The organism is Aceticella sp. 75b-Ac (assembly GCF_056032965.2).
This window is the reverse complement of the sequence record NZ_CM190971.1, coordinates 692,740-713,640: the sequence shown is the minus strand read 5'-3', so window position 1 is coordinate 713,640 and position 20,901 is coordinate 692,740. Positions and strand designations below refer to the sequence as shown.

The 20,901-nt window shown below is 35.0% G+C and carries 18 protein-coding genes; 17 read left to right on the top strand and 1 reads right to left on the bottom strand.

Going from position 1 to position 20,901, the window contains the following annotated elements; all coding sequences use genetic code 11:
• Positions 1 to 13: 13 nt before the first annotated feature.
• The 17 genes from AC0LWJ_RS03865 to AC0LWJ_RS03785 all read left to right on the top strand — a co-directional run bounded on the left by AC0LWJ_RS03865 (position 14) and on the right by AC0LWJ_RS03785 (position 19,629).
• Positions 14 to 904 (top strand): class I SAM-dependent methyltransferase, encoded by an 891-nt coding sequence (locus AC0LWJ_RS03865; RefSeq protein ID WP_474237605.1) that lies wholly within the window; start codon positions 14 to 16, stop codon positions 902 to 904.
• Positions 905 to 1,023: 119 nt separating this feature from the next.
• Positions 1,024 to 4,899 (top strand): cobaltochelatase subunit CobN, encoded by a 3,876-nt coding sequence (cobN, locus tag AC0LWJ_RS03860; protein ID WP_474237604.1) that lies wholly within the window; start codon positions 1,024 to 1,026, stop codon positions 4,897 to 4,899.
• Positions 4,900 to 4,926: 27 nt separating this feature from the next.
• On the top strand, positions 4,927 to 6,327 hold the full coding sequence (locus tag AC0LWJ_RS03855) for a stalk domain-containing protein (protein ID WP_474237603.1): 1,401 nt from the start codon (positions 4,927 to 4,929) through the stop codon (positions 6,325 to 6,327).
• A gap of 30 nt (positions 6,328 to 6,357) precedes the next feature.
• Positions 6,358 to 7,581 (top strand): cobaltochelatase subunit CobN, encoded by a 1,224-nt coding sequence (locus AC0LWJ_RS03850; RefSeq protein WP_474237602.1) that lies wholly within the window; start codon positions 6,358 to 6,360, stop codon positions 7,579 to 7,581.
• A 5-nt stretch (positions 7,582 to 7,586) separates the two neighbouring features.
• Entirely contained in the window at positions 7,587 to 8,228 is a 642-nt protein-coding gene (locus AC0LWJ_RS03845) for a MotA/TolQ/ExbB proton channel family protein (RefSeq protein WP_474237601.1), read from the top strand.
• Positions 8,194 to 8,505, top strand: a complete 312-nt coding sequence (locus tag AC0LWJ_RS03840) for a DUF2149 domain-containing protein (RefSeq protein WP_474237600.1) — start codon at positions 8,194 to 8,196, stop codon at positions 8,503 to 8,505. Before AC0LWJ_RS03845 ends, AC0LWJ_RS03840 begins: the two co-directional genes overlap by 35 nt.
• An 18-nt stretch (positions 8,506 to 8,523) precedes the next feature.
• Positions 8,524 to 9,666, top strand: coding sequence for a magnesium chelatase ATPase subunit I (locus AC0LWJ_RS03835; protein ID WP_474237599.1), 1,143 nt, complete (start codon positions 8,524 to 8,526; stop codon positions 9,664 to 9,666).
• Between the two features lie 47 nt (positions 9,667 to 9,713).
• Entirely contained in the window at positions 9,714 to 10,538 is an 825-nt protein-coding gene (locus tag AC0LWJ_RS03830) for a vWA domain-containing protein (protein WP_500861902.1), read from the top strand.
• Positions 10,539 to 10,738: 200 nt separating this feature from the next.
• Positions 10,739 to 11,938 carry a biotin/lipoyl attachment domain-containing protein gene (locus AC0LWJ_RS03825; protein WP_474237597.1) on the top strand — a complete coding sequence of 400 codons (1,200 nt, stop codon included), beginning with the start codon at positions 10,739 to 10,741 and terminating at the stop codon, positions 11,936 to 11,938.
• Positions 11,939 to 11,948: 10 nt separating this feature from the next.
• Positions 11,949 to 12,650, top strand: a complete 702-nt coding sequence (locus AC0LWJ_RS03820; RefSeq protein ID WP_474237596.1) for a YggS family pyridoxal phosphate-dependent enzyme — start codon at positions 11,949 to 11,951, stop codon at positions 12,648 to 12,650.
• Positions 12,651 to 13,055 carry a cell division protein SepF gene (locus tag AC0LWJ_RS03815; RefSeq protein ID WP_474237595.1) on the top strand — a complete coding sequence of 135 codons (405 nt, stop codon included), beginning with the start codon at positions 12,651 to 12,653 and terminating at the stop codon, positions 13,053 to 13,055.
• Positions 13,056 to 13,067: 12 nt separating this feature from the next.
• Positions 13,068 to 13,364 (top strand): YggT family protein, encoded by a 297-nt coding sequence (locus AC0LWJ_RS03810; protein ID WP_474237594.1) that lies wholly within the window; start codon positions 13,068 to 13,070, stop codon positions 13,362 to 13,364.
• 42 nt (positions 13,365 to 13,406) lie between these two features.
• The gene (locus AC0LWJ_RS03805; RefSeq protein ID WP_474237593.1) at positions 13,407 to 13,892 is read left to right on the top strand and encodes a DivIVA domain-containing protein; all 486 of its coding nucleotides are present in this window, start codon (positions 13,407 to 13,409) and stop codon (positions 13,890 to 13,892) included.
• On the top strand, positions 13,879 to 14,127 hold the full coding sequence (locus AC0LWJ_RS03800; RefSeq protein ID WP_474237592.1) for a TM1266 family iron-only hydrogenase system putative regulator: 249 nt from the start codon (positions 13,879 to 13,881) through the stop codon (positions 14,125 to 14,127). The genes AC0LWJ_RS03805 and AC0LWJ_RS03800 overlap by 14 nt, the downstream gene beginning before the upstream one ends.
• Positions 14,128 to 14,251: 124 nt before the next feature.
• A complete protein-coding gene (ileS, locus tag AC0LWJ_RS03795) occupies positions 14,252 to 17,041 on the top strand; it encodes an isoleucine--tRNA ligase (RefSeq protein ID WP_474237591.1) in 2,790 nt (929 codons plus the stop codon).
• 64 nt (positions 17,042 to 17,105) lie between these two features.
• Positions 17,106 to 17,801, top strand: coding sequence for a 5'-methylthioadenosine/adenosylhomocysteine nucleosidase (locus AC0LWJ_RS03790; protein WP_474237590.1), 696 nt, complete (start codon positions 17,106 to 17,108; stop codon positions 17,799 to 17,801).
• Positions 17,802 to 18,486: 685 nt separating this feature from the next.
• Positions 18,487 to 19,629 carry a hypothetical protein gene (locus tag AC0LWJ_RS03785; protein WP_474237589.1) on the top strand — a complete coding sequence of 381 codons (1,143 nt, stop codon included), beginning with the start codon at positions 18,487 to 18,489 and terminating at the stop codon, positions 19,627 to 19,629.
• Between the two features lie 247 nt (positions 19,630 to 19,876).
• Here the strand turns inward: AC0LWJ_RS03785 and AC0LWJ_RS03780 are convergent, their stop codons facing one another.
• Complete coding sequence (locus AC0LWJ_RS03780) at positions 19,877 to 20,782, bottom strand: LysR substrate-binding domain-containing protein (RefSeq protein ID WP_474237588.1); 906 nt, start codon at positions 20,780 to 20,782, stop codon at positions 19,877 to 19,879.
• Between the last annotated feature and the right edge of the window lie 119 nt (positions 20,783 to 20,901).

Below are 20,901 nucleotides of genomic sequence, written 5' to 3'. Positions count from 1 at the left end.
TGGTATATAATAAATGGAATCGCTTAATAAAAGACTTTGTGAGGTGAATTTCTGGCAGAATGTTTGGGAAGATGCCAAGAATTCTTCATTTAATATGAGAAAAAAAATTCGCAGTGACAAAGAAGATATTGAGTTTTGGAATAAGTTTGCACCATCATATGGGAAAAATACTTCCGGTAGAGGTAAGGAACGTTTAGAGAAGGTTATTAGACTTCTCGAAACTGAAGGGATACTTTCTCCGGAAACAGAGATTCTGGATATCGGTTGTGGTCCAGGAACATATGCAATACCGTTTGCAAAAAGAGTAAAATCAGTTACGGCGGTTGATGGTGCCAAAGAAATGTGCAGAATTCTCAAGGAAAATGTTGAAGAGTCAGGACTAAAAAATATAAATATATTGAATAGGTTATGGGAGGATGTGGATATTAAAAAAGAAGGGTTTGAAAATGGGTTTGACCTTGTATTTGCCTCTATGACACCTGCTGTAAGTGATTATAAAGCCTTAATGAAAATGAATGAAGCTTCAAGGAGATATTGCTGCTTAATATCATGGGCTGGGGCAAGATTTAATCCAGCAAGAAATGATTTATGGAAAATTATATTTCACGAGGAAGACAAAGGTATGGCTAATATGATTATTTACCCATTTAACCTTCTTTATAGTTTAGGATATTATCCTACAATGCAGTACCTTAATACAGGATGGATGCAAGAAGAAACCATAGATGAGGCTGTTGAAAGTTTGTCCCGTACATTTTGGAGATTTACTGAAATCACTCCGGAGATTAAAGATATTATCTATAATTATGTAAAGGAAAAGGCAGAAGGCGGGTTATTTCGCCAAGAAACAAAAGTTCGGATGGGTATTATGACATGGCGTGTCGACGAAGAAGAAAAGATTTAATAATAAAATAAAACGAAATTCAATCTACTTGACATTAATATCGACTTGTGTTATTATTATCAATGATATAGCACAAGCCGGTATTGTTTTGTCATTATCTTAAAATAGGGGGGAATATTATGAAAAAAGTCACTGCTATAGTATGGCATAGTCATGCTACACCAATAAGAAAGGCCGGCGAGAAGGTAAAAGAAGCTTTGGATGTGAAGGTTTATTCAGCACGGTTTCTTGAGGAAGGCAAGGAAGACATTGAAGAAGTATATAAAGAAATGGAAGGGTCTGATCTCATATTCTTTTACCGATCCTCTGAAGAAAGCATATGGTCGGAGTTGGAAACAAAGGCAAAAGATTTAAATAAACCTATTGTGTGTAGTTCTTTTGATCCTACCTTTTGGTCTATGTCCAATGTAGATTTTAGCATACCTGCCAAATGTTATAGCTATATAACACAGGGAGGAAACGAAAATTTTGTTCAGATGCTTTTTATGCTGGCATCAGAAATATTACATGAGAATGTTGATTATGCGGACCCTAAAATATATCCGTGGGAAGGAATCTATCACCCAGATGCCAAGAAAAGCTTTTCTTCTACTGAGGAATACTTTTCATGGTATAAAAATTATAGAGAAAATGCCGTAAAAGATAAAGCATTTAGCGAATTACCAGCAGTAGGGCTGTTATTTGCCCGCAGTTATTGGGTAAATAATAATACGGCTGTGGAAGATATGTTAATTCATACATTGGAAGAAAAGGGGCTGAATGTTATACCTGTTTTCTGCTATTCTGTTAAGGATGAAGGACTTGGTACAAGAAGTTCCGGAGAAATTGTACGGGAATATTTTATGAAAAATGGCAGACCTAAAATAAATGCCATGATAAAGCTAATGTCCTTCTTTTTGGAAAGCGGAAAAAATGAATTTGATAAAAAAGAAACGGCTTGTAAAGGCGTATCTTTGTTGAAGGAATTGGGAGTACCTGTCTTTGAACCGGTGGTATCTTATTACAAGACCGTTGAGGAATGGACTAATGATCCTCAAGGTTTGAATACAGATATCTCTTGGACAATAGCCATGCCTGAATTTGAAGGTGTCATAGAACCTATATTCATTGGAGGCATAAAAAGGGAAGGCGGCGTGGAATCGAGAGAACCGGTGAAAGAGAGGGTAGAGAAGCTGTCTGAGCGTGTGGCAAAATGGATAAAGCTTCAGCTTAAACCCGTCGAGGAAAGAAAAGTGGCTTTTATACTTAATAACAATCCTTGTGCTTCAGTAGAAGCAACAGTCGGAGGAGGAGCAAACTTAGACACTTTGGAAAGTGTTGCCCGAATATTAAATCAAATGAAAAAGATAGGTTATAATGTAGAAGCTCCTGCTGACGGTAAAGAATTAATTGAAACAATTATGGATAGAAAAGCCATATCCGAATTCAGATGGACAACCATTGACGAGATTGTTAGCAAAGGCGGCGTTATAAAATTCATGGATGTGGGTGAATATTGCCGCTGGTTTGATACATTTGAACCAGGGGTTAAAAAGCGTATAACGGAGGCATGGGGCAATCCGCCGGGAGAAGAAATGAATGGCGTACCGGCAGCTATGGTATATGAGGGCAAGATTGCCATAACAGGTGTAAAATATGGAAATACCTATGTTTGTGTGCAGCCAAAAAGAGGATGCGCAGGTTCCAGATGTGACGGTCGGGTTTGCAAAATACTGCATGATCCTGATATCCCACCTCCTCATCAATATATAGCTACTTATAAATATCTTGAGGAACAGGTTGATGTTATTGTACATGTAGGAACTCATGGCAATCTTGAATGGTTACCCGGTAAAGGGGTTGCATTATCTCAAAATTGTTATCCTGATATTGCCATTGGAACTATTCCACATCTATATATCTATAATGCTGATAACCCACCTGAAGGAACCATAGCCAAAAGGAGGAGTTATGCCACACTTGTTGATCATATGCAAACCGTAATGACACAAGGAGGGCTTTATGATGACCTTGCAGAGCTTGATAGATATATGGAGGAATATGAAAAGGCTAAGGTCGCAGATCCTACAAGAGCTCACACATTGCAGCATATGATAGTAGATGAAATAAAACGTACAAATCTTGACAAGCAGATACCGATAGAAGGTTCTCATAATTCCTTTAAAGAAATAGCGGAAAAGGTTCATGGACTGCTTTCAGAAATAAGAAATACCCAAATTCAGGACGGACAGCATATCTTTGGAAATATTCCTGAAGGGGAGCGCCGCGTAGAATTTATAAATTCTATCATGCGTTTTGACAGCGGAAATGAAATATCATTAAGAAAAGTTGTGGCAAGGCTTATGAATTTGGAGCTTTCCGAACTTTTAAGTGACCAAGGAAAGATTTGCTCGCAATACGGAAAATCCTACGGGGCTCTTTTAGAAGATATTGATATAGCTTCCAAAGCCTTTTTAACTCATCTTATTGAGGGTGTGGAGATAAATGCAAATCTCGCAGGAGACATATTGAAAGAAAAATTTATTTGTGAAGAACCCTTAAAAGATTTAAATGCTCTTTTGCCCCGTGTAACAGATTTAAGCGAAAGGATTGAAGCATCAAAAGAGATAGATGCTCTCTTATTCGGCTTTGATGGAAAATACATTCCAGCCGGACCATCGGGCTTGATTACAAGAGGCAGAGACGATATTTTGCCGACAGGCAGGAACTTTTATTCATTAGATCCTCATAGGGTTCCTACTAAAGCGGCATATGAGGTAGGGAAACGTCTTGCGGATAAAGTTATAGAAAAGCACCTCAATGAAGAAGGTCGATATCCTGAAAACATAGCCATATATTGGATGTGCAATGATATTATGTGGGCAGATGGAGAAGGGATGGGGCAAATGCTTTACTTATTAGGAGTACGTCCAAAATGGCTATCTAACGGTCGTGTTGGAGGTATTGAGGTTATTCCACTGGAAGAGCTTGGGCGTCCCAGAATTGACTTAACAATCAGGGTTTCAGGTATCACCCGTGACAATTTCCCCAACTGCATGGAGCTGCTGGATGAGGCTGTTCAGACTGTAGCCGCTTTAAATGAGCCTGAAGACAAGAACTTTGTTCGAAAACATACTCTTTCACAATTGGAGGTGGATAAAGGGGAAGAAGCTTGGAGAAACGCCACATTAAGGATATTTGCATCTAAACCCGGCACCTATTCACCCGGTGTGAATCTTGCAGTTTATGCCTCGGCATGGAAAGAAGAAAAGGACCTCGCCGATATCTTTGTTTACTGGAATGGATATGCGTATGGCAAGGGTACATTTGGTAAAGAGGCTTTCAAAGAACTTCAGTCAAGCCTTAAAACCGTTGATGTAACCTACAACAAAGTAGTAAGCGATGAATATGACCTTTTTGGTTGTTGCTGCTATTTTGGTACTCATGGCGGAATGACCGCAGCAGCAAGGGTGGCTTCTGGAAAGGAGGTGAAAACCTACTACGGTGATACCAGGGAGCCCGAACATGTTGAAGTGAGAACCTTAGCAGATGAAGTGCGAAGGGTTGTGAGGACTAAGCTTTTAAATCCTAAATGGATAGAAGGGCAGAAACGGCATGGCTATAAGGGGGCAGGTGACATTTCCAAGAGAGTTGGCAGGGTTTATGGCTGGGAAGCAACGACACAGGAGGTAGATGACTGGATTTTTGACGATATTACAAGAACTTTTATTCTCAATGAAGAAAACCGACAGTTTTTCAAAGAAAACAACCCATGGGCAATGGAAGAAATAACCCGGCGTCTTTTGGAAGCTCATCAGAGGGATCTATGGAAGGCTGATCCAGAAGTGCTCGAAGGTCTAAAGCAAACCTATCTTGAAGTAGAAGGCTGGCTGGAAGAAAACATGGGCGATGTAAAGGGCGAGTTTCAGGGCGGTGCCATTGATATTCTCACGGCGGAAGAGGTAGCCGACTGGGGGGCTAAGATGAAAGAGGTTAAAGCAAAGCTTGGGGAATAAAACCATAATTTAAGGGAGGAATTAGTAGTGAAAAAGAAGATTTGCTTTTTAATGATTTTTGTTCTTCTGATGTCATTGTTTCCTGCTTTTGGTCTTGCAGATACGGCAAAAACTCAGGAGACACAGGTTTATCTAAACGGTATAAAGATAAATACAGGGGATGTTTCACCATTTATAGAAAATGGCAGGACAATGGTGCCAGTAAGACTCTTTTCCGAGAATCTCGGTGCAGTTGTAAATTGGGATGATGCTGCACAAACTGTGACAATACAAGGTCAAGATGTCAGTGTAAAATTAACCATTGGCAAAAATGAAGCTGTTGTAAATGGCAAAAATAAAACCATTGATGTAGTGCCTGTTGTTTTATCAGGCAGGACAATCGTTCCATTGAGATTTATAGCAGAAGCCTTTGGTGCTGATGTAAACTGGGATGATGCGGCATTTAAGGCAGTAGTAACTTGGAATGTTAAGATAAAGGATTCTACAGGGAATGATATAACAGTACCCGCAGGTTTAAACAGAATAGTGGTTTTAAATACGGATGCAGCAGAGTCACTTCGCATATTACAGATTCCAGACGATTTCATAGTAGGTGTAAGTGATACCGTCCAAACAGACCCCTATATTGGTTTGAATAATAAACAAAGTATCGGAAGCTGGCAAAAACCCACTATTGAAAAAATCATGTCAGTAAAGCCTCAGGCAGTTATTACCTATGGAAGGTGGCCTGACAAAACATTGGAAGATAATTTAAAACCTGCCGGTATCAAGGTTATAAGGCTTGACCTTTATAAACCCGAGACATATGACAATGACCTTAAAACATTGGCTAAAATATTCGGAAGGGTAAAGACAGCCGATGAGTTTATACAGTGGAAAGCAGAAAAAACAGCACTTGTAGCTGATAGGGTAAAGGATTTAAAACCGGAAAACAAGGTAAAGGTGTTTGGAATTTGGAATAGCTCTTTAACAGGAACAACATGGAAAACCTTTGCCCAAAACACTTCTGTTCATCAAGGGTTGGAATCAGCCGGTGGAATCAATGTTGCCCGTGATATGAAGGATTACCCACAAATAAGCCCGGAATGGATTTTAGATAAGAAACCTGATATAATAGTTGTAGGCACATATGATAAAGATGTTCTTGGATACACGGTTAAAGATAATACGAATGCTGCAAAATTAAGAGACAGTGCTATAACTAATGTAGTTATAAGCAAAACCAATGCAGGTAAAAATAAGAAAGTTTATATTATTAATACAAAGCTATTTGGTGGTTGCAAAACATATCTGGGGACGTTATATTTTGCTAAATGGATGTATCCTGAACGCTTTAAGGATGTCAATCCCGATCAGGTATTAAAAGAGTATTTTGAAAAATGGCTTGGAATACCTATGAAAGGCGTATGGGCTTACCCTGCTCCATAAAGGTATACCAAAAGAGGCGAAGGTGTTTTTGTGTTAAAATATCAAAAAATCAGTATAAAATTAATATTTGTTTTTCTTCTTGCAAGTATAATTTGTGCTAAACCATTAGTATCATTAAGTGCGGGGGGAAATTCCCCCTCCCTTAATGAATATACATCCGGTATGCATATGGCACAGACAAAGATCGCAGAGATTCTACGCCATAATGGATGCTATCCTTCTTCTATTGCGGTAAAGGTGTGGGGAAAAGATGTAGCAGGTGCGGAAGGCGTTAGCATTTCTGTTGCGATGTATGCCTTAGGTGTAAAACCGCAGTGGGATGCTGCCGGTAATATAACCGGAGTAGATATAATCAATGCAAGTGATTTGGGAAGACAGCGGATAGATGCTTTTATTATAATTGACGGTGATATTTCGGACAATTTCAAACCTGCTATAATTTATATGGATAGTGCATATCGAAAGGTCCTTGCCTGTTCGTACAATACGCTTATAAATAAATATCCGGAGCTTAAAGATTCCTTAGACAGCACCCTAAAACCTATTGGTAATTATAATAAGGGAAATGAAACATTAAATGAGAATCCTCTTGCAGCACATTGGGCAGAAGGGGCCAAATCATTTTTGGCAAAAGGGACTGACCCGGTTTCCGCAGGGGAGATGTCGCTAAGCTTAAGGATGATTGATTCCAGTAAAAAAGAACTGCCAAAAGATGCAGAGGTCATAAATACTTCTGTTAATAGTACAAATACTATGGAAATAATATTTGGAAATGGCAATGGAAGCGGAACAGGCTCTGGTAATGGTACGGGCAGTGGCGCAGGCTCAGGAGATACAGGAAGCGGTACAGGTTCAGCAGGTACAGGAAATGGTACAGGCAGTGGTGCAGGTTCAGTAAGCAATTCCAATGCCACAGGGATTGTTAACAGCAGTGGGAATAATGCAATTCCTGAAAGTACCAAAGCAGCGGACCCTGAAAAAGCAATTGTCGATTCTTCAAAAGAAGAAAAAAGCAAAGAAGGGTATGGAATAGCAACAACCCCTCAGAATGAGGTAGCGGTAAAACCAAGTGATGGAGGAAGTTCCGGTAAAAGCGGCGGAGGTTCCGGTACAGGTCATGTTTATGAAGTTAGCGTGGAAAATCAGCAAGTTCCCAAGGAAGATATACAAAATGTCAATTATATATATTTATTTGCCCTATCAATGATTATGATTGGTATGTTTTATCAGAATAAAAAAGGTTATTTGAGGTGAAATGAATGATTTTAAGTAAAACATTACATTGGATATCACAAAGTCTGCTTATACCGGTTATTGTATCCTTGTGGATTTTTCTCTTATGGAGTCTTGTAGAACTTGGAAGTTTTATAGTAGAAAGCATACGCAGAAAGAAAATTCCTGCTGACAGGTTTATAACCTATTTCAAGGATATGTCTGATTTTGACGCACTTGAAAAATTTATTGAAGAAAGCAAACTTCCAAGGAATGGCAAACAAATACTGATAAAACTTTATCAGAACAAGGACCTTCCTGAAACCTCACTTATTGCTTTAAGGAAAAAATTAATTGAAGCTGAGGAAATAAGGGCAACGAGGGTATTAGAAAAAACTGATATAATTGCAAAGCTTGGTCCCCTCGTTGGCTTGATGGGGACATTGATACCATTGGGACCGGGGCTTATGGCTATGGCAAATGGTGACATGAAATTATTAGCTGAATCAGTTAGTGTTGCCTTTGACAATACGGTAGTTGGTATGGGTGCGGCAGGAATATCAAGTGTCATATCAAAGGTTAGAAGGAGATGGTATGAAGAATATCTAAGTACCATTGATGAAATAGCTAACTTGTTTACGGAGGTAATGATAAATGAAAAAGAGAAACAATACAATATCAAGGTTTGAAGATGATGATGAGGAATTTAACCCACTGGCATATGTGGTGAATCTTGCTGATTTGATGCTGGTGTTTGCATGTGGTTTGATGGTTTCTCTAATGCTTAGCTGGAGTGGTGGTAAGATTTTGCCAAGTGAATTAAAAAAGGTTATACAAATGAAAGAGGTAACAAATCAAAGTGAAAAAATAAAAGGGCAAGCTGTACAGGGGAAAGGCGAATTACAAAAAGTAGGGGAAGCCTACAAGGACCCAAACACAGGAAAAATATTTATAATAGAAAAATGAGGAGGAATTTATATAATTATGTATTATCCATTTTGCGCAATAGTAGGACAGGAGAAGATGAAAAAAGCCTTAATATTAAACGTTGTTAATACAAGATTATGTGGTGTTTTAATAAGGGGTGAAAAGGGAACAGCCAAGTCAACAGCAGTACGCGCACTTGCGGAGCTTTTACCCGAAATAAAGGTGGTAGAAGGATGTCCCTTTGGATGTGACCCGGATAATCCCGCTCTTATGTGCAAAGATTGCAGGGAAAAGTGTGAAAAAGGAGAAGAACTGCCTGCAATAACAAGAAAAATGCGTGTAATAGACCTTCCCATAAGCGCTACGGAAGACAGAGTCGTAGGTACCATAGACATAGAAAAGGCAATAAAAAAAGGAGAAAAATCCTTTGAACCGGGTGTACTTGCAGAAGCCAACAGAGGTATTCTCTATGTCGATGAGGTAAATCTCTTAGATGACCATGTGGTAGACATATTATTAGACTCGGCAGCGATGGGTGTAAATATTGTAGAGAGGGAAGGAGTATCCTATTCACATCCTGCCAATTTCATACTTGTAGGGACGATGAATCCGGAAGAAGGAGATTTAAGACCGCAGCTTTTAGACAGATTTGGGCTGTGTGTGACCGTAGAAGGAATAGAAGACCCAAAAGATCGTGTGGAGATAATAAAAAATACCCTTGCCTTTGAGGAAGACCCAGCGAAATTTTCTGAGAAATGGGAAAAGAAGCAGGAAGAATTAAGGCAAAAGATTATAAATGCCAAAAAACTTCTGCCAAAGGTAAAGGTTGATGATGAGATGCTTGAACTGATAGCGCATATTTCCCTTGATATGGGGGTAGACGGTCACAGGGCAGATATAATAATGATGAAGACAGCATCAACCATTGCAGCATACAAAGGCAAAGACAATGTAACAGAAGAAGATGTAAAAGAAGCGGCAGAACTTGTATTACCGCATAGAATGAGGAAGAAACCCTTCCAGCAATCTCAGATGGACCAAGAAAAATTGGAACAGACATTAAAAGAACAGCAACAGCAAAAGCAGCAACAAAAACAACAGCAGGAAAAACAACAACAGCAAAAACAGCAGGAAAAACAACAGCGAGAACAGCAACAAGAACCCGATGGTGATGATAAAAAAAAACTGATGAATCTTTAGAAGAACAAGAAAGAGAAAACAACGGTTCACAGGAGCAGGTATCTGAAATAGGAGAGGAATTTTCTGTAAGAAGAATTGTTCTTTCCAAAGATAAGACTTTAAGAAGAAAAGGTTCGGGCAGAAGGAGCCTAACAAGAATTAATAATAGGTCAGGAAGGTATGTCAGAAGCAGAATACGAAGAGAAACCAATGATATAGCTTTTGATGCCACATTAAGAGCGGCAGCTCCTTATCAATTGAATCGTGACAAAGAAGGACTTGCAGTATCAATTAAAGATAAAGATATAAGAGAAAAAGTCAGGGAAAAAAAGATTGGGAATTTTATAGTATTTATTCTTGATGCAAGCGGTTCAATGAATGCCAATCAGCGTATAAAAGAAACAAAAGGTGCTATTGTATCTCTTTTATTAGATGCGTATCAAAAAAGAGACGAGGTTGCAATGGTTGTATTTAAAGGCGAGGCTGCGGAGGTGGTTTTACCGCCAACCTCCAGTGTGGAACTGGCATATAAATTAACGGAAGAACTGCCTACAGGAGGGAAAACCCCTTTGGCAGACGGCTTGAATAAAGGATTAGAGGTTATTAAAAATGCAAGGTACAAAAATCCTGATATATATCCTGTAGTTGTGTTGATTTCAGACGGAAGAGCAAATGTAAGCATGGGCTCAAAAAAACCGATAGAAGAGGTTCATGAAATTGCATCAATAGTAAAAAAGGAAGCGATAAAATCTATTGTCATTGATGTTGAAAAGGATAATTTCATAACTTTTGGACTTGCAAAGGAAATTGCGGACCTTATGGATGCAAAATATTATAAGATTGACAATCTAAAAGCGCAAACCATAATAGATGCGGTAAAAGAATCATTGTAAAAATTAATATTAAAGATAAACGTATAGGTATAAAAGGCAAGTGTTTTGCAATATAAAGCAGGCATAAAGCCTTTATTTTTTTAAAAATTGTGGTAAAATTAGTATAGTAGAGTTTTGCATATAAAATATTAATTTGTGCTTAAAAACTTAGAAGGAAAATCATCTTTTACATAGAATATAAACATAGGTGGTTAAATTATATGAAAAAAAAAATATTTAAAATTTTATTTATAATAGCTGTTATATTATATATAGGAAAAGTATCATTTAATGCAATAACAGGAAAAGATAAAACGGCTTTGGTTAACTACGGTAATTTAACAGAGGCAATTAGTGCGGATGCATATATCATCAGAAATGAAACGATTATAGATTCACCTATTACAGGTGAAATAAAGAAAATGGTTTACAGCGGAGAAAGGGTGCCAAAAGGTACAAAGATAGCAGAAGTAATATCTTCAAACTTGGATAAAAATAAATTAAAAGAATTAGATGATATAAATAAAAAAATACAGGAAATCAAGAATAATCCTTCTAATAATCCATATGAAGCAGATATAGAGAATCTTGAAAATTTAATTAAAAAAGAAGAAGAAAAATATCAAGATGCTGTTAAAAATAACAGTAACTCTGTAGATGAACTTAAAAAGCAAATCGAAGATTTGAAGAATAAAAAAGAACAGATTATAAATAAGGGACCTTCATCATTAAAAGACCTTGAAGATTTAAAAAATCAGAAAGCACTTTTAGAGCAAGTGATTAATCCAAATTTAGCTTTAATAAATGCTCCTGAAGCAGGAATGGTAAGTTTTTACTTTGACAAATATGAAAATCAATTAGACACAAAAAAAATGTATAATTTGACTTCTAAAATGTTGAGTAAAATCAGTAAAGAATCAATTGAAAAAAATGGCAATATAAAGCAAAATGACATGCTTGTTAAAATAATAGATAATTCAAAATGGTATTTAGCTATTCCGATAAATAATGATGATTATAAATTAATCAAAGAAGGAGAAAAAATAAAAGTTAACATAAATGGATATGATAATCAATTAAGAGGAGATGTTTTAAAAGTTTATAAAACGGATGGCAAAGCATATATTGCTATTATTAATATGATAGATATGTATAAGGATCTTTATAAGGTACGGAAGGTAAAAGTAAATTTGATTTTAAATGATTATACAGGTTATGAAGTTCCAAAATCATCTGTTATAAATAATAAAGGCAAGACGGGGGTATTCATTTTAAATAATATAAAATATCCTGTTTTTAAGGAGGTAATCGTAAAAGCAGAAAATGATAAAATAACAATAATTGAAAATAAAGACATGGTTTCAGGGATAAAAATGTATGACAAGGTAGCTGTGAATGGAAAGGCTTATGTTTCAAAATAGGGGTGAGGATATGGACATATTAGAAAACATAGAAGATATAAAAAAAAATATAAAGTTAAGTGCTGAAAAAGTGAATAGAAATCCTGATGAAATATTGCTTTTGGCAGTGACAAAAACAGTAAATATTGATAGAATAAAAGAAGCAGTTTCAATTGGATTAAAAGATTTAGGTGAAAATAAGGTTCAGGAACTTTGCGACAAATATCCATATTTGAAAGATTTGGCCAATTTTCATTTTATCGGACATTTACAGACAAATAAGGTTAAATATATCATTGATAAGGTCAAAATGATTTATTCCTTAGATAGTATACGATTAGCAGAAGAAATTGATAAAAGAGCAAAACAAAAGACTCTTATTATGGATTGTCTTGTTGAAGTAAATGTGGCGGGAGAAAAGAGTAAATACGGGGTATTACCGGATGATACGATTGAATTTATTAAAATGCTTGAAAGATTTAAAAATATAAGAATAAAAGGATTAATGACAGTTGCGCCAAATATTCCGGCAGAGGATGTAAGACCTTATTTTAAAAAAATGAAAGAATTATTTGACAACCTCAAAAATGTATGTCAGTCTAATGTAGATGCTAAATATCTATCGATGGGTATGACAAATGATTATAATGTTGCTATTGAGGAAGGAGCAAATATTATACGTATAGGAACAGGTATTTTTGGTAAAAGATTATATAAGATGGAGGGGAATTAAATGTCAGGTAATGTAATTAACAAATTGTTAAGCTTTTTCGGCATGGAGGAGCCTGAAGAAATTGACGAAACTGAAAGAGTCATTCCTTTTAATAAAAAAACTAAAATAGTGAATATACATACACAACCACAGGTGAAGGTACTCATTGCAAAACCGGAAGAATTTCAACAGGCACAAAATATATGTTTGGAATTAAAAAACAAAAGACCGGTGATAATCGATGTACAGTCAATGGATAAGGATGATGCTCAGCGGTTGATAGATTTTATAAGCGGATCTATTTTTGCACTTAATGGTGAGATAAAAAAAATCTCGAATTTTATATTTTTAGTAGTACCGGATAATTTTGATATATCTGGAGATATTCAAGAACAGGTCAATTCAATATACAATTTGTCTAAATAAGGAGGAAATAATTTGCCTACAAATTTTGCAATATTAACAACACTAAATTATTTTTTTGAAGTAATTAATTGGCTTATATTGATAAGAGTCATACTCTCTCTCTTAAGAATGGAGAATATGTCTAATCCAATTTCTAAATTTGTTATAATAGTGACAGAGCCAATACTTGAGCCTTTCAGGAAACTTCAGTATATGTCATCATACACCAGAAATTTAATGCTGGATTTTTCACCGATTTTAGCAATAATTGTAATTCAGTATCTGATAAGACCAATTGTTGTAAAACTTGTATTAATGTTTATGGGATAAACTTATTAAAATAATTTACAAATGAAGATGGGAGTGGATAAAATGTTAACACCTATGGATATACATAATAAGGAATTTAAACGTTCCTTTAGGGGATATAATGAAAATGAGGTAGATGAATTTTTAGATAAGGTTTCAGAAGATTATGAAATACTATATAAGGAAAATTCCGATTTAAAAGACAGAATAAATTTAATTAATGACAAATTGCAAAGTTACAATAATATGGAGAAGACATTAAACAATACTCTGATTGTTGCTCAAAATACAGCCGAAGGATTGAAACAAAATGCCGCAAAAGAGGCTGAACTTATCATACAGGAAGCCCAACAAAATGCTGAAATTATACTTCAAAAGGCTAATCAGGAGGTTGTAAAAATAAGAACGGAATTAGAAAATTTAAAAAAGAAATTGAATATTTTCAAAGCAAAATTCAAAATACTTCTGGAGGGTCAATTAGAATCAGTCCTTTCAATAGATGAAAATGAATTTTTTGAAGAAGAAGGGGAATCACATGAAGGAGAATAGACTTGCTGTTGTTGGTATTCTTGTAAAAAATAGAAAAACATCCTCAGATATGGTTAATCATATACTAAGTGATTTTGGAGACATCATTGTTGGTAGGATGGGCATACCTTATCGAGAAAAAGGCGTTTCTGTTATAGCCTTGATTATAAATGGAACAACTGATGAAATTGGTGCTTTAACAGGAAAATTGGGTAATATAGATGGAGTAAAAGTACGTTCGGCAATAACAACATAAATTGTTGACGAATTTTGTTAATTATTGTATAATTATAAAAAACATCATAAATTGCATGATAGGGACAAAGACTTCTCGTCCCTTACGGGAAGTTTTATTTTTTTTAAAAAATAGGAGGTAAAAGATGGATTATAACAAGACGCTAAACTTACCAAAAACTGATTTTCCAATGAGGGCGAATCTTCCGATTAGAGAACCGGAAATATTAAAAAAATGGGATGATATTGATATATATCATAAATCCTTAGAAAAAAATAAAGGAAAAAATAAATATATATTACATGATGGACCGCCGTATGCAAATGGGAATATACATCTTGGTACAGCAATGAATAAGGTAATTAAGGATATTGTTGTAAAATATAAAACCATGGCAGGTTTTGATTCACCATATGTGCCGGGATGGGATACTCATGGACTACCGATTGAACAGCAGGCAATAAAGACACTTGGTATAAAAAGACATGAAGTAAGTCCTGTCGAATTTAGAAAAGTATGTCGTGATTTTGCCTTTTCACAAATTGAAAAACAAAAAGCACAATTTATTAGATTGGGAGTAAGGGGCGACTGGAAAAATCCATACCTTACATTAAGACCAGAATATGAGGCTAAACAAATAGAAGTGTTTGGTGAAATGGCTAAAAAGGGATATATATATAAAGGCTTAAAACCTGTATACTGGTGTACCGATTGTGAAACAGCTCTTGCTGAGGCGGAAATTGAGTATTCCGATGTAAAATCAGATTCAATATATGTCAAGTTCAGAGTTGTTGATGACAACGGTAAATTCAAAGGTGTTGTCGACGATTTAAAAAATATGTACTTTGTAATATGGACCACAACCACATGGACATTACCGGCAAATCTTGCTATATGTTTAAATCCGGATTTTGAATATGCGCTTGCTAAATATGGCAGTGAAGTATATATAATGGCAAAGGATATGTTGAATAATGTTGAAAAAGAAACAGGGTTATTAAGTCCTGAAATATTAGCAATATTTAAAGGCAAAGAACTTGAAGGCATTAAAACAAAACACCCGTTGTTTGATAGAGAATCAATAATAATTTTAGGTGATCATGTGACATTGGAATCTGGTACAGGCTGTGTTCATACAGCACCTGGACATGGCGAAGAAGATTTTATAGTAGGGCAAAAATATGGGCTTGATGTTTTAAATCCGGTTGATGATAAGGGGTATTTTACAGAAAAAGCGGGAAAATATGAAGGAATGTTTTATGAAAAAGCTAATAAGGTTATAAAAGAAGACCTTGAAAAAGTCAATGGGCTTCTTGCATCTAAGACAATAGTACACTCATACCCGCACTGCTGGAGATGTAAACATCCTGTAATATTTAGAGCAACCGAGCAATGGTTTGCATCTGTAGAAGGATTCAGAAATGAGGCTCTTAACGCTATAAAAGAAGTAAACTGGATACCTGCATGGGGAGAAGACAGAATAACAAATATGGTAAAAGATAGGCATGATTGGTGCATCTCAAGGCAGAGGATATGGGGGGTTCCTATTCCCATATTTTATTGTGAAAAATGCGGTAAGGAACTAATTAATGATGATACAATAAACGCCGTAAAAGAATTGTTCAGGGAAGAGGGCTCTGATGCATGGTTTAAAAAGAGTGCCGAGGAAATATTACCCAATGATATAAAATGTGAAAAATGCGGTTCACATAAATTTAAAAAAGAAACAGATATAATGGATGTATGGTTTGATTCGGGTTCAAGCCATGCCGCGGTCCTTGAAATACGCCCGGAGTTAAGGTGGCCATCTGACCTGTACCTTGAAGGCTCAGACCAGCATAGAGGATGGTTTCAGTCTTCCCTTTTGACATCTGTTGCAACGAAAGGAAAAGCCCCGTACAAAAATGTATTAACACATGGTTTCGTAGTTGACGGCGACGGAAGGAAAATGTCCAAATCTCTTGGAAATGGCATAGACCCAGCTGACGTTGTAAAAGAATATGGTGCTGATATATTGAGGTTATGGACTGTATCAGCTGATTTTACTTCAGATATGAGGATATCAAAAGATATACTGAAGCAGATGACAGAAGCATATAGAAAAGTTAGAAACACTGCAAAATTTCTTTTAAGCAACATATATGACTTTGATCCTGATAAAGATATGGTACAATATGAGAATTTATTAGAAATAGATAAATGGGCATTATACAAGTTGAACATGCTCATAAAGGACCTTACGGAGTCATTTGACAAGTACAGGTATTTTGATTTTCTGCATATTGTTCACACATTTTGTGTTGTTGATATGAGCAACTTATATCTTGACATATTGAAGGACAGGTTGTATACCTTCCCTGCTGAATCAAAAGAAAGACGTGCAGCCCAGACAGTACTTTATATAATTCTTGACAGCTTAACAAGATTGATAGCACCGGTATTGACATATACTTCTGAAGAGATATGGAGTTATATGCCGCATGATACTAAGAGTAATTATGAAAGTGTACAGCTTGCAGAATGGCCGAAGGCAAGGGAAATATACGATAATAAGGATATAATTGATAGATGGAACAGATTATTTGATATCAGGAAAGATATTTCAAAAGCATTAGAGATATCAAGAGGGAATAAAGAAATAGGGCATTCTCTTGAAGCCCAAATTGATATTTATGCTTCTGAAGAAATATATAATTTTTTAAAGCAATTTGAGAATGAATTTGAAACAGTATTTATTGTATCTAAGGTTTTATTGCATTTATTAGATGATAAGATACCTCAAGGAGCATATAAAAGCGAAAATTTTGAATTGGGTATTCAAGTTAGCAATGCTCCCGGTACTAAATGCGAAAGATGCTGGATGTACAGTGAAACAGTAGGTACAATCAAGGAACATCCGACAATTTGCTCAAGGTGTGCTTCACATATACAATAAAATTTGTGTCAAAGAACTATCCCCTATGATAACTTTGATACATTGAAAGGAGGCGGTAATTTTAATGAAAATCGGATTAATAGGGGCAATGGATGAGGAAGTAGACATATTAAAGCATGAAATGAATCTAAAACAAGTGTTAAAACGCGCTGGAATGGATTATTATACCGGTTTATTGCAGAATACGAATGTTGTAATTGTAAGGTCTGGCATTGGTAAAGTAAATGCAGCTATTGCAGCGCAAATTTTAATATCTGAATTTAATATCGATTATATAATAAATACCGGTGTTGCAGGAGGACTAAAAAGAGAAGTTAATGTTGGGGATATAGTTGTTTCAACAGATGCATTAGAACATGATTTTGACGCAACTGCCTTTGGATGTAAACTTGGTGAAATACCAAGGATGGATGAAAGCATATTCAAAGCAGATAAAAAGCTTATTGATATTGCATTAATTGCGGCAAAAGATAATATTAAAGGTAAAATATTTTCAGGCAGGATAATCTCAGGGGATAAGTTTGTTTCATCAAAGGCAGATGTTAAAAGGCTTGGAGAAATATTTGATGCGTATGCGGTGGAGATGGAGGGCGCCGCAATTGCGCATGTTGCATATTTAAATAAAATACCTTTTGTAATCATCAGAAGTATTTCAGATAATGCAGATGATAATGCAACTGTTGATTTTAAGACCTTTGTTGAAAAAGCTTCTATAACTTCCAGTAATATAGTAAAAGAGATGTTGGAAAAACTTAGGTAACATATATGACATTTGGGGGCGTACCTGAATTGTCATATATGTCACCTGAATTTTTTTATATTTTTTCAACATTTTTGGCAGGATTGATTTTGAATTATTCATATGTACTCTATAGGAATAAAACTTTGACAACATTTAAAATTGTTTTATCTATTCATAGTATAAACAATATAATAAAATGCATTATTATTAATAATTTTTAATTAAAATTTTTCGTGCCATTTATTGCAGGCTTTTTGGTCACAACTATTTATACTATAATTATCAAAATTTATAGGCGAAAAGAACAATGAGTGAAAAAATGTAAAATTTATGTTAAAAATAAAAATATAGTATCACAAAAAGGCTTAAAAATACATAAAAATTTTGAAAATTAAAGAAAAACAGAGTAAAATAAAGGAAGAATGAAATAATTCAAAAAAAAAACGATTATGGCACTATTTAAGGTTTGCGCAAAATAAAAATAAATGTTACTCTATTTTTGGAAGATCTTTCAATGGAAAATATAATAAAGATCCGGATGAGGCACGCCCCGCTTAATATTTCCATTTAATATTCAGTAAAATTAAAGATTATAGAGGGAGATGTAGGTAAATGTTTAAAAATGAAGAAATTGCACATTTATTAGTAAAAAATAAATATGCAATTTCTTTAAATAATATTTAAAAGACGAGGGGGTAGAGGAATGAAAGTAAAAAAGCAAAGATTTAAAATTTTAGTTGTAATCCTTACATTAACTCTTGTAATAATTTCTGGCTGCACCGTTGAAGAGAGAAAAGAAAAAACAACATTGAACGATATTCCCTTTGCAGTTCTTGAGGGGAACGAGGAGGGAGTGAAAGCAAAGCTTTATTACTGGGACCTTAAACATAAGAAGATTAAGGACGAATCAAAAATCATGTACAGCATTTCGAAGAAAGAGATACCAAGTAAAATTTACAAAAAATCTCCTGTTTTATGGGATGGAAAAGAATATTTAGTGGTTCCATCGTATGTACAAGTATCTCAAAACTATCAAGGAAATATCGAAAAGGTAGAAATTCCTGCGCAAGAAAAAACAATTTGGGGGAAAGGTGTAAAACTAGTCAGTAAAGGAAAGGACAGGTATATTTTAGTCCTTACTGAGACTAACAAAAATAAGGAGATGGAAATAGTTATTCCTCCATACTTTTTTAAAGGAGAGGATGGAAAAGAGTACAGTACAGAAGAGACAGGTACTATAGCAGGAATTATTAAAAATGGAAGTGAAGTGTTTGTTCTGTATTCCTGTTTTATACCAGGCGAAGGAAAAATTCATTCAAAACTTTTTATATTAAAGTATGACATTGAGACAAAAGGGATGGAATGGAAGGAAGTAAAAATTCCCGAAGGTATAGAATTATCACCGGTATTACCGCCTTTACCGAATAATACAACTTCTATTGAAAGAAGATTCTTTATACCTACTCTTACAGCACCTGCTGAAGTGAATATCGATAGTATGCAGCTCAAACAAGTGAGTGAAATGATAGAGTATCAGAAAAAATATATTCCAGAAACAATAAAATCGTTCATGCCGGCTAACATAGAAATTTTAGGAAGTTATGAAAATACTTTGTTTTTAGGTATTCAAATATTAAAGCCTACTGAGCCTCCGGAACTCTATGTTTTTGCCTTAAAAGGCCGGGAAATGATAGGGCTTTTGCACAGGACAGCGAAAGGGATAGAGCTAATAGACCAGAAAAATAAAGTAGTAGAAACGTATGACATACCTACAAGCGCTGGTTTTGGTGGAGGGAGGGATATCATTTTTTCAAATACAAGCGGCACAAACAGCATGATGAATTGAAAATTTAAAAAATTATTTTTCTGCTGTAAATATTCGACAGGTGGGTAACGAGTATTGTATTCACCTTGTTTATTTTAGCTTAGAGAATGATTCTATTTTAAATAGATAAATGGTAAAATGTCAAGGGGGTAATTAAAAAATTTTTTGAGTTGCCGAACCTGGCAGCGGAATTGATTTAACTTGACCTAATCTAACAGATTTACCTCAAGCTTAGCATTCATCCACGTTACTTGTGGCGGGGAGAACGTCAGAATTCGAAATTAGGATATGACTTCTTTAATATTCCAATGAATGCTCTAGCAGGTGCAGACAAAATTTTGTCTTTTTTTTGTACATAATAAAGCTTTCTTATAAATTTTGCATTTTTAAATTTCAAACTTATAAGCCATCCAGAAGCTATTTCTTTTTCCACAGTATTTTCTGGAACAATTGACACTCCAAGACCTGCCTCGACAGCCTGTTTAATAGCCTCTATGTTTCCAAGTTCTATTGTTTTTTTGATGTTTACCCCCTTTTCTGTGATTATTTTTTTGACAAAGGACATAGTTGCTGATTCTTTATTAGAACATATAAAACATTTTTCTTCAAGTTCCTCTATATTTATATTATTTCTACCCTTCCATCTATGAAAAGGTGGAACTATGAGAACTAATTTCTCACTGCAGAAAGGAACACATATAAGACTCTTATTCTCAATAATTTCTCCATTATCCGCTATAAGAGCAAAGTCAATCACATTGGTGTGTATATATTCCAGTATTTTATGATAAAAATTAACATACAAATTTATGTAAATGTTTGGATATTTAGAAAGATATTTTTTTAATAACTGCGGTATACGATATACACCTATCGAACCTGTTGCGCCGAAGGAAAGAATTCCCCGGTTTAGCGATTCCATTTCGCATATTTTTGATAGATAATCTCTTGTAAGATTAAGTACAGTTTCAGCATATTCGAGAAAGAGTTTACCATTTTCATTTAAATATACTTTTTTTCCTATCCTATCAAATAATTTGCAGTCCACATAGTTTTCAATTTCTTGTATATGCTTTGTAACTGTAGGTTGAGAGCAAAATAATTCTTCTGATGCCTTTGTAAAACTCTGATGCTTAGCCATTGCACAAAAGGTTTTTAGTTTTTCAATATCCATAGTTTATCACCTGCATTTTAATTATAACATTTCGTTATAATTATTACTATATTATTGAATTGTATAATAAAATAAACATGATATATAATGAGACTGTAAAATCAAATAAAACTTTGTAA

Excerpts from the sequence above, each read along its gene's own strand:
- AC0LWJ_RS03865 (WP_474237605.1), top strand. The coding sequence starts at position 14 with ATGGAATCGCTTAATAAAAGACTTTGTGAGGTGAATTTCTGGCAGAAT.
- cobN (WP_474237604.1), top strand. The coding sequence starts at position 1,024 with ATGAAAAAAGTCACTGCTATAGTATGGCATAGTCATGCTACACCAATA.
- AC0LWJ_RS03845 (WP_474237601.1), top strand. The coding sequence starts at position 7,587 with ATGATTTTAAGTAAAACATTACATTGGATATCACAAAGTCTGCTTATA.
- AC0LWJ_RS03840 (WP_474237600.1), top strand. The coding sequence starts at position 8,194 with ATGAAAAAGAGAAACAATACAATATCAAGGTTTGAAGATGATGATGAG.
- AC0LWJ_RS03835 (WP_474237599.1), top strand. The coding sequence starts at position 8,524 with ATGTATTATCCATTTTGCGCAATAGTAGGACAGGAGAAGATGAAAAAA.
- AC0LWJ_RS03825 (WP_474237597.1), top strand. The coding sequence starts at position 10,739 with ATGAAAAAAAAAATATTTAAAATTTTATTTATAATAGCTGTTATATTA.
- AC0LWJ_RS03820 (WP_474237596.1), top strand. The coding sequence starts at position 11,949 with ATGGACATATTAGAAAACATAGAAGATATAAAAAAAAATATAAAGTTA.
- AC0LWJ_RS03815 (WP_474237595.1), top strand. The coding sequence starts at position 12,651 with ATGTCAGGTAATGTAATTAACAAATTGTTAAGCTTTTTCGGCATGGAG.
- AC0LWJ_RS03805 (WP_474237593.1), top strand. The coding sequence starts at position 13,407 with ATGTTAACACCTATGGATATACATAATAAGGAATTTAAACGTTCCTTT.
- AC0LWJ_RS03800 (WP_474237592.1), top strand. The coding sequence starts at position 13,879 with ATGAAGGAGAATAGACTTGCTGTTGTTGGTATTCTTGTAAAAAATAGA.
- ileS (WP_474237591.1), top strand. The coding sequence starts at position 14,252 with ATGGATTATAACAAGACGCTAAACTTACCAAAAACTGATTTTCCAATG.
- AC0LWJ_RS03790 (WP_474237590.1), top strand. The coding sequence starts at position 17,106 with ATGAAAATCGGATTAATAGGGGCAATGGATGAGGAAGTAGACATATTA.
- AC0LWJ_RS03785 (WP_474237589.1), top strand. The coding sequence starts at position 18,487 with ATGAAAGTAAAAAAGCAAAGATTTAAAATTTTAGTTGTAATCCTTACA.
- AC0LWJ_RS03780 (WP_474237588.1), bottom strand. The coding sequence starts at position 20,782 with ATGGATATTGAAAAACTAAAAACCTTTTGTGCAATGGCTAAGCATCAG.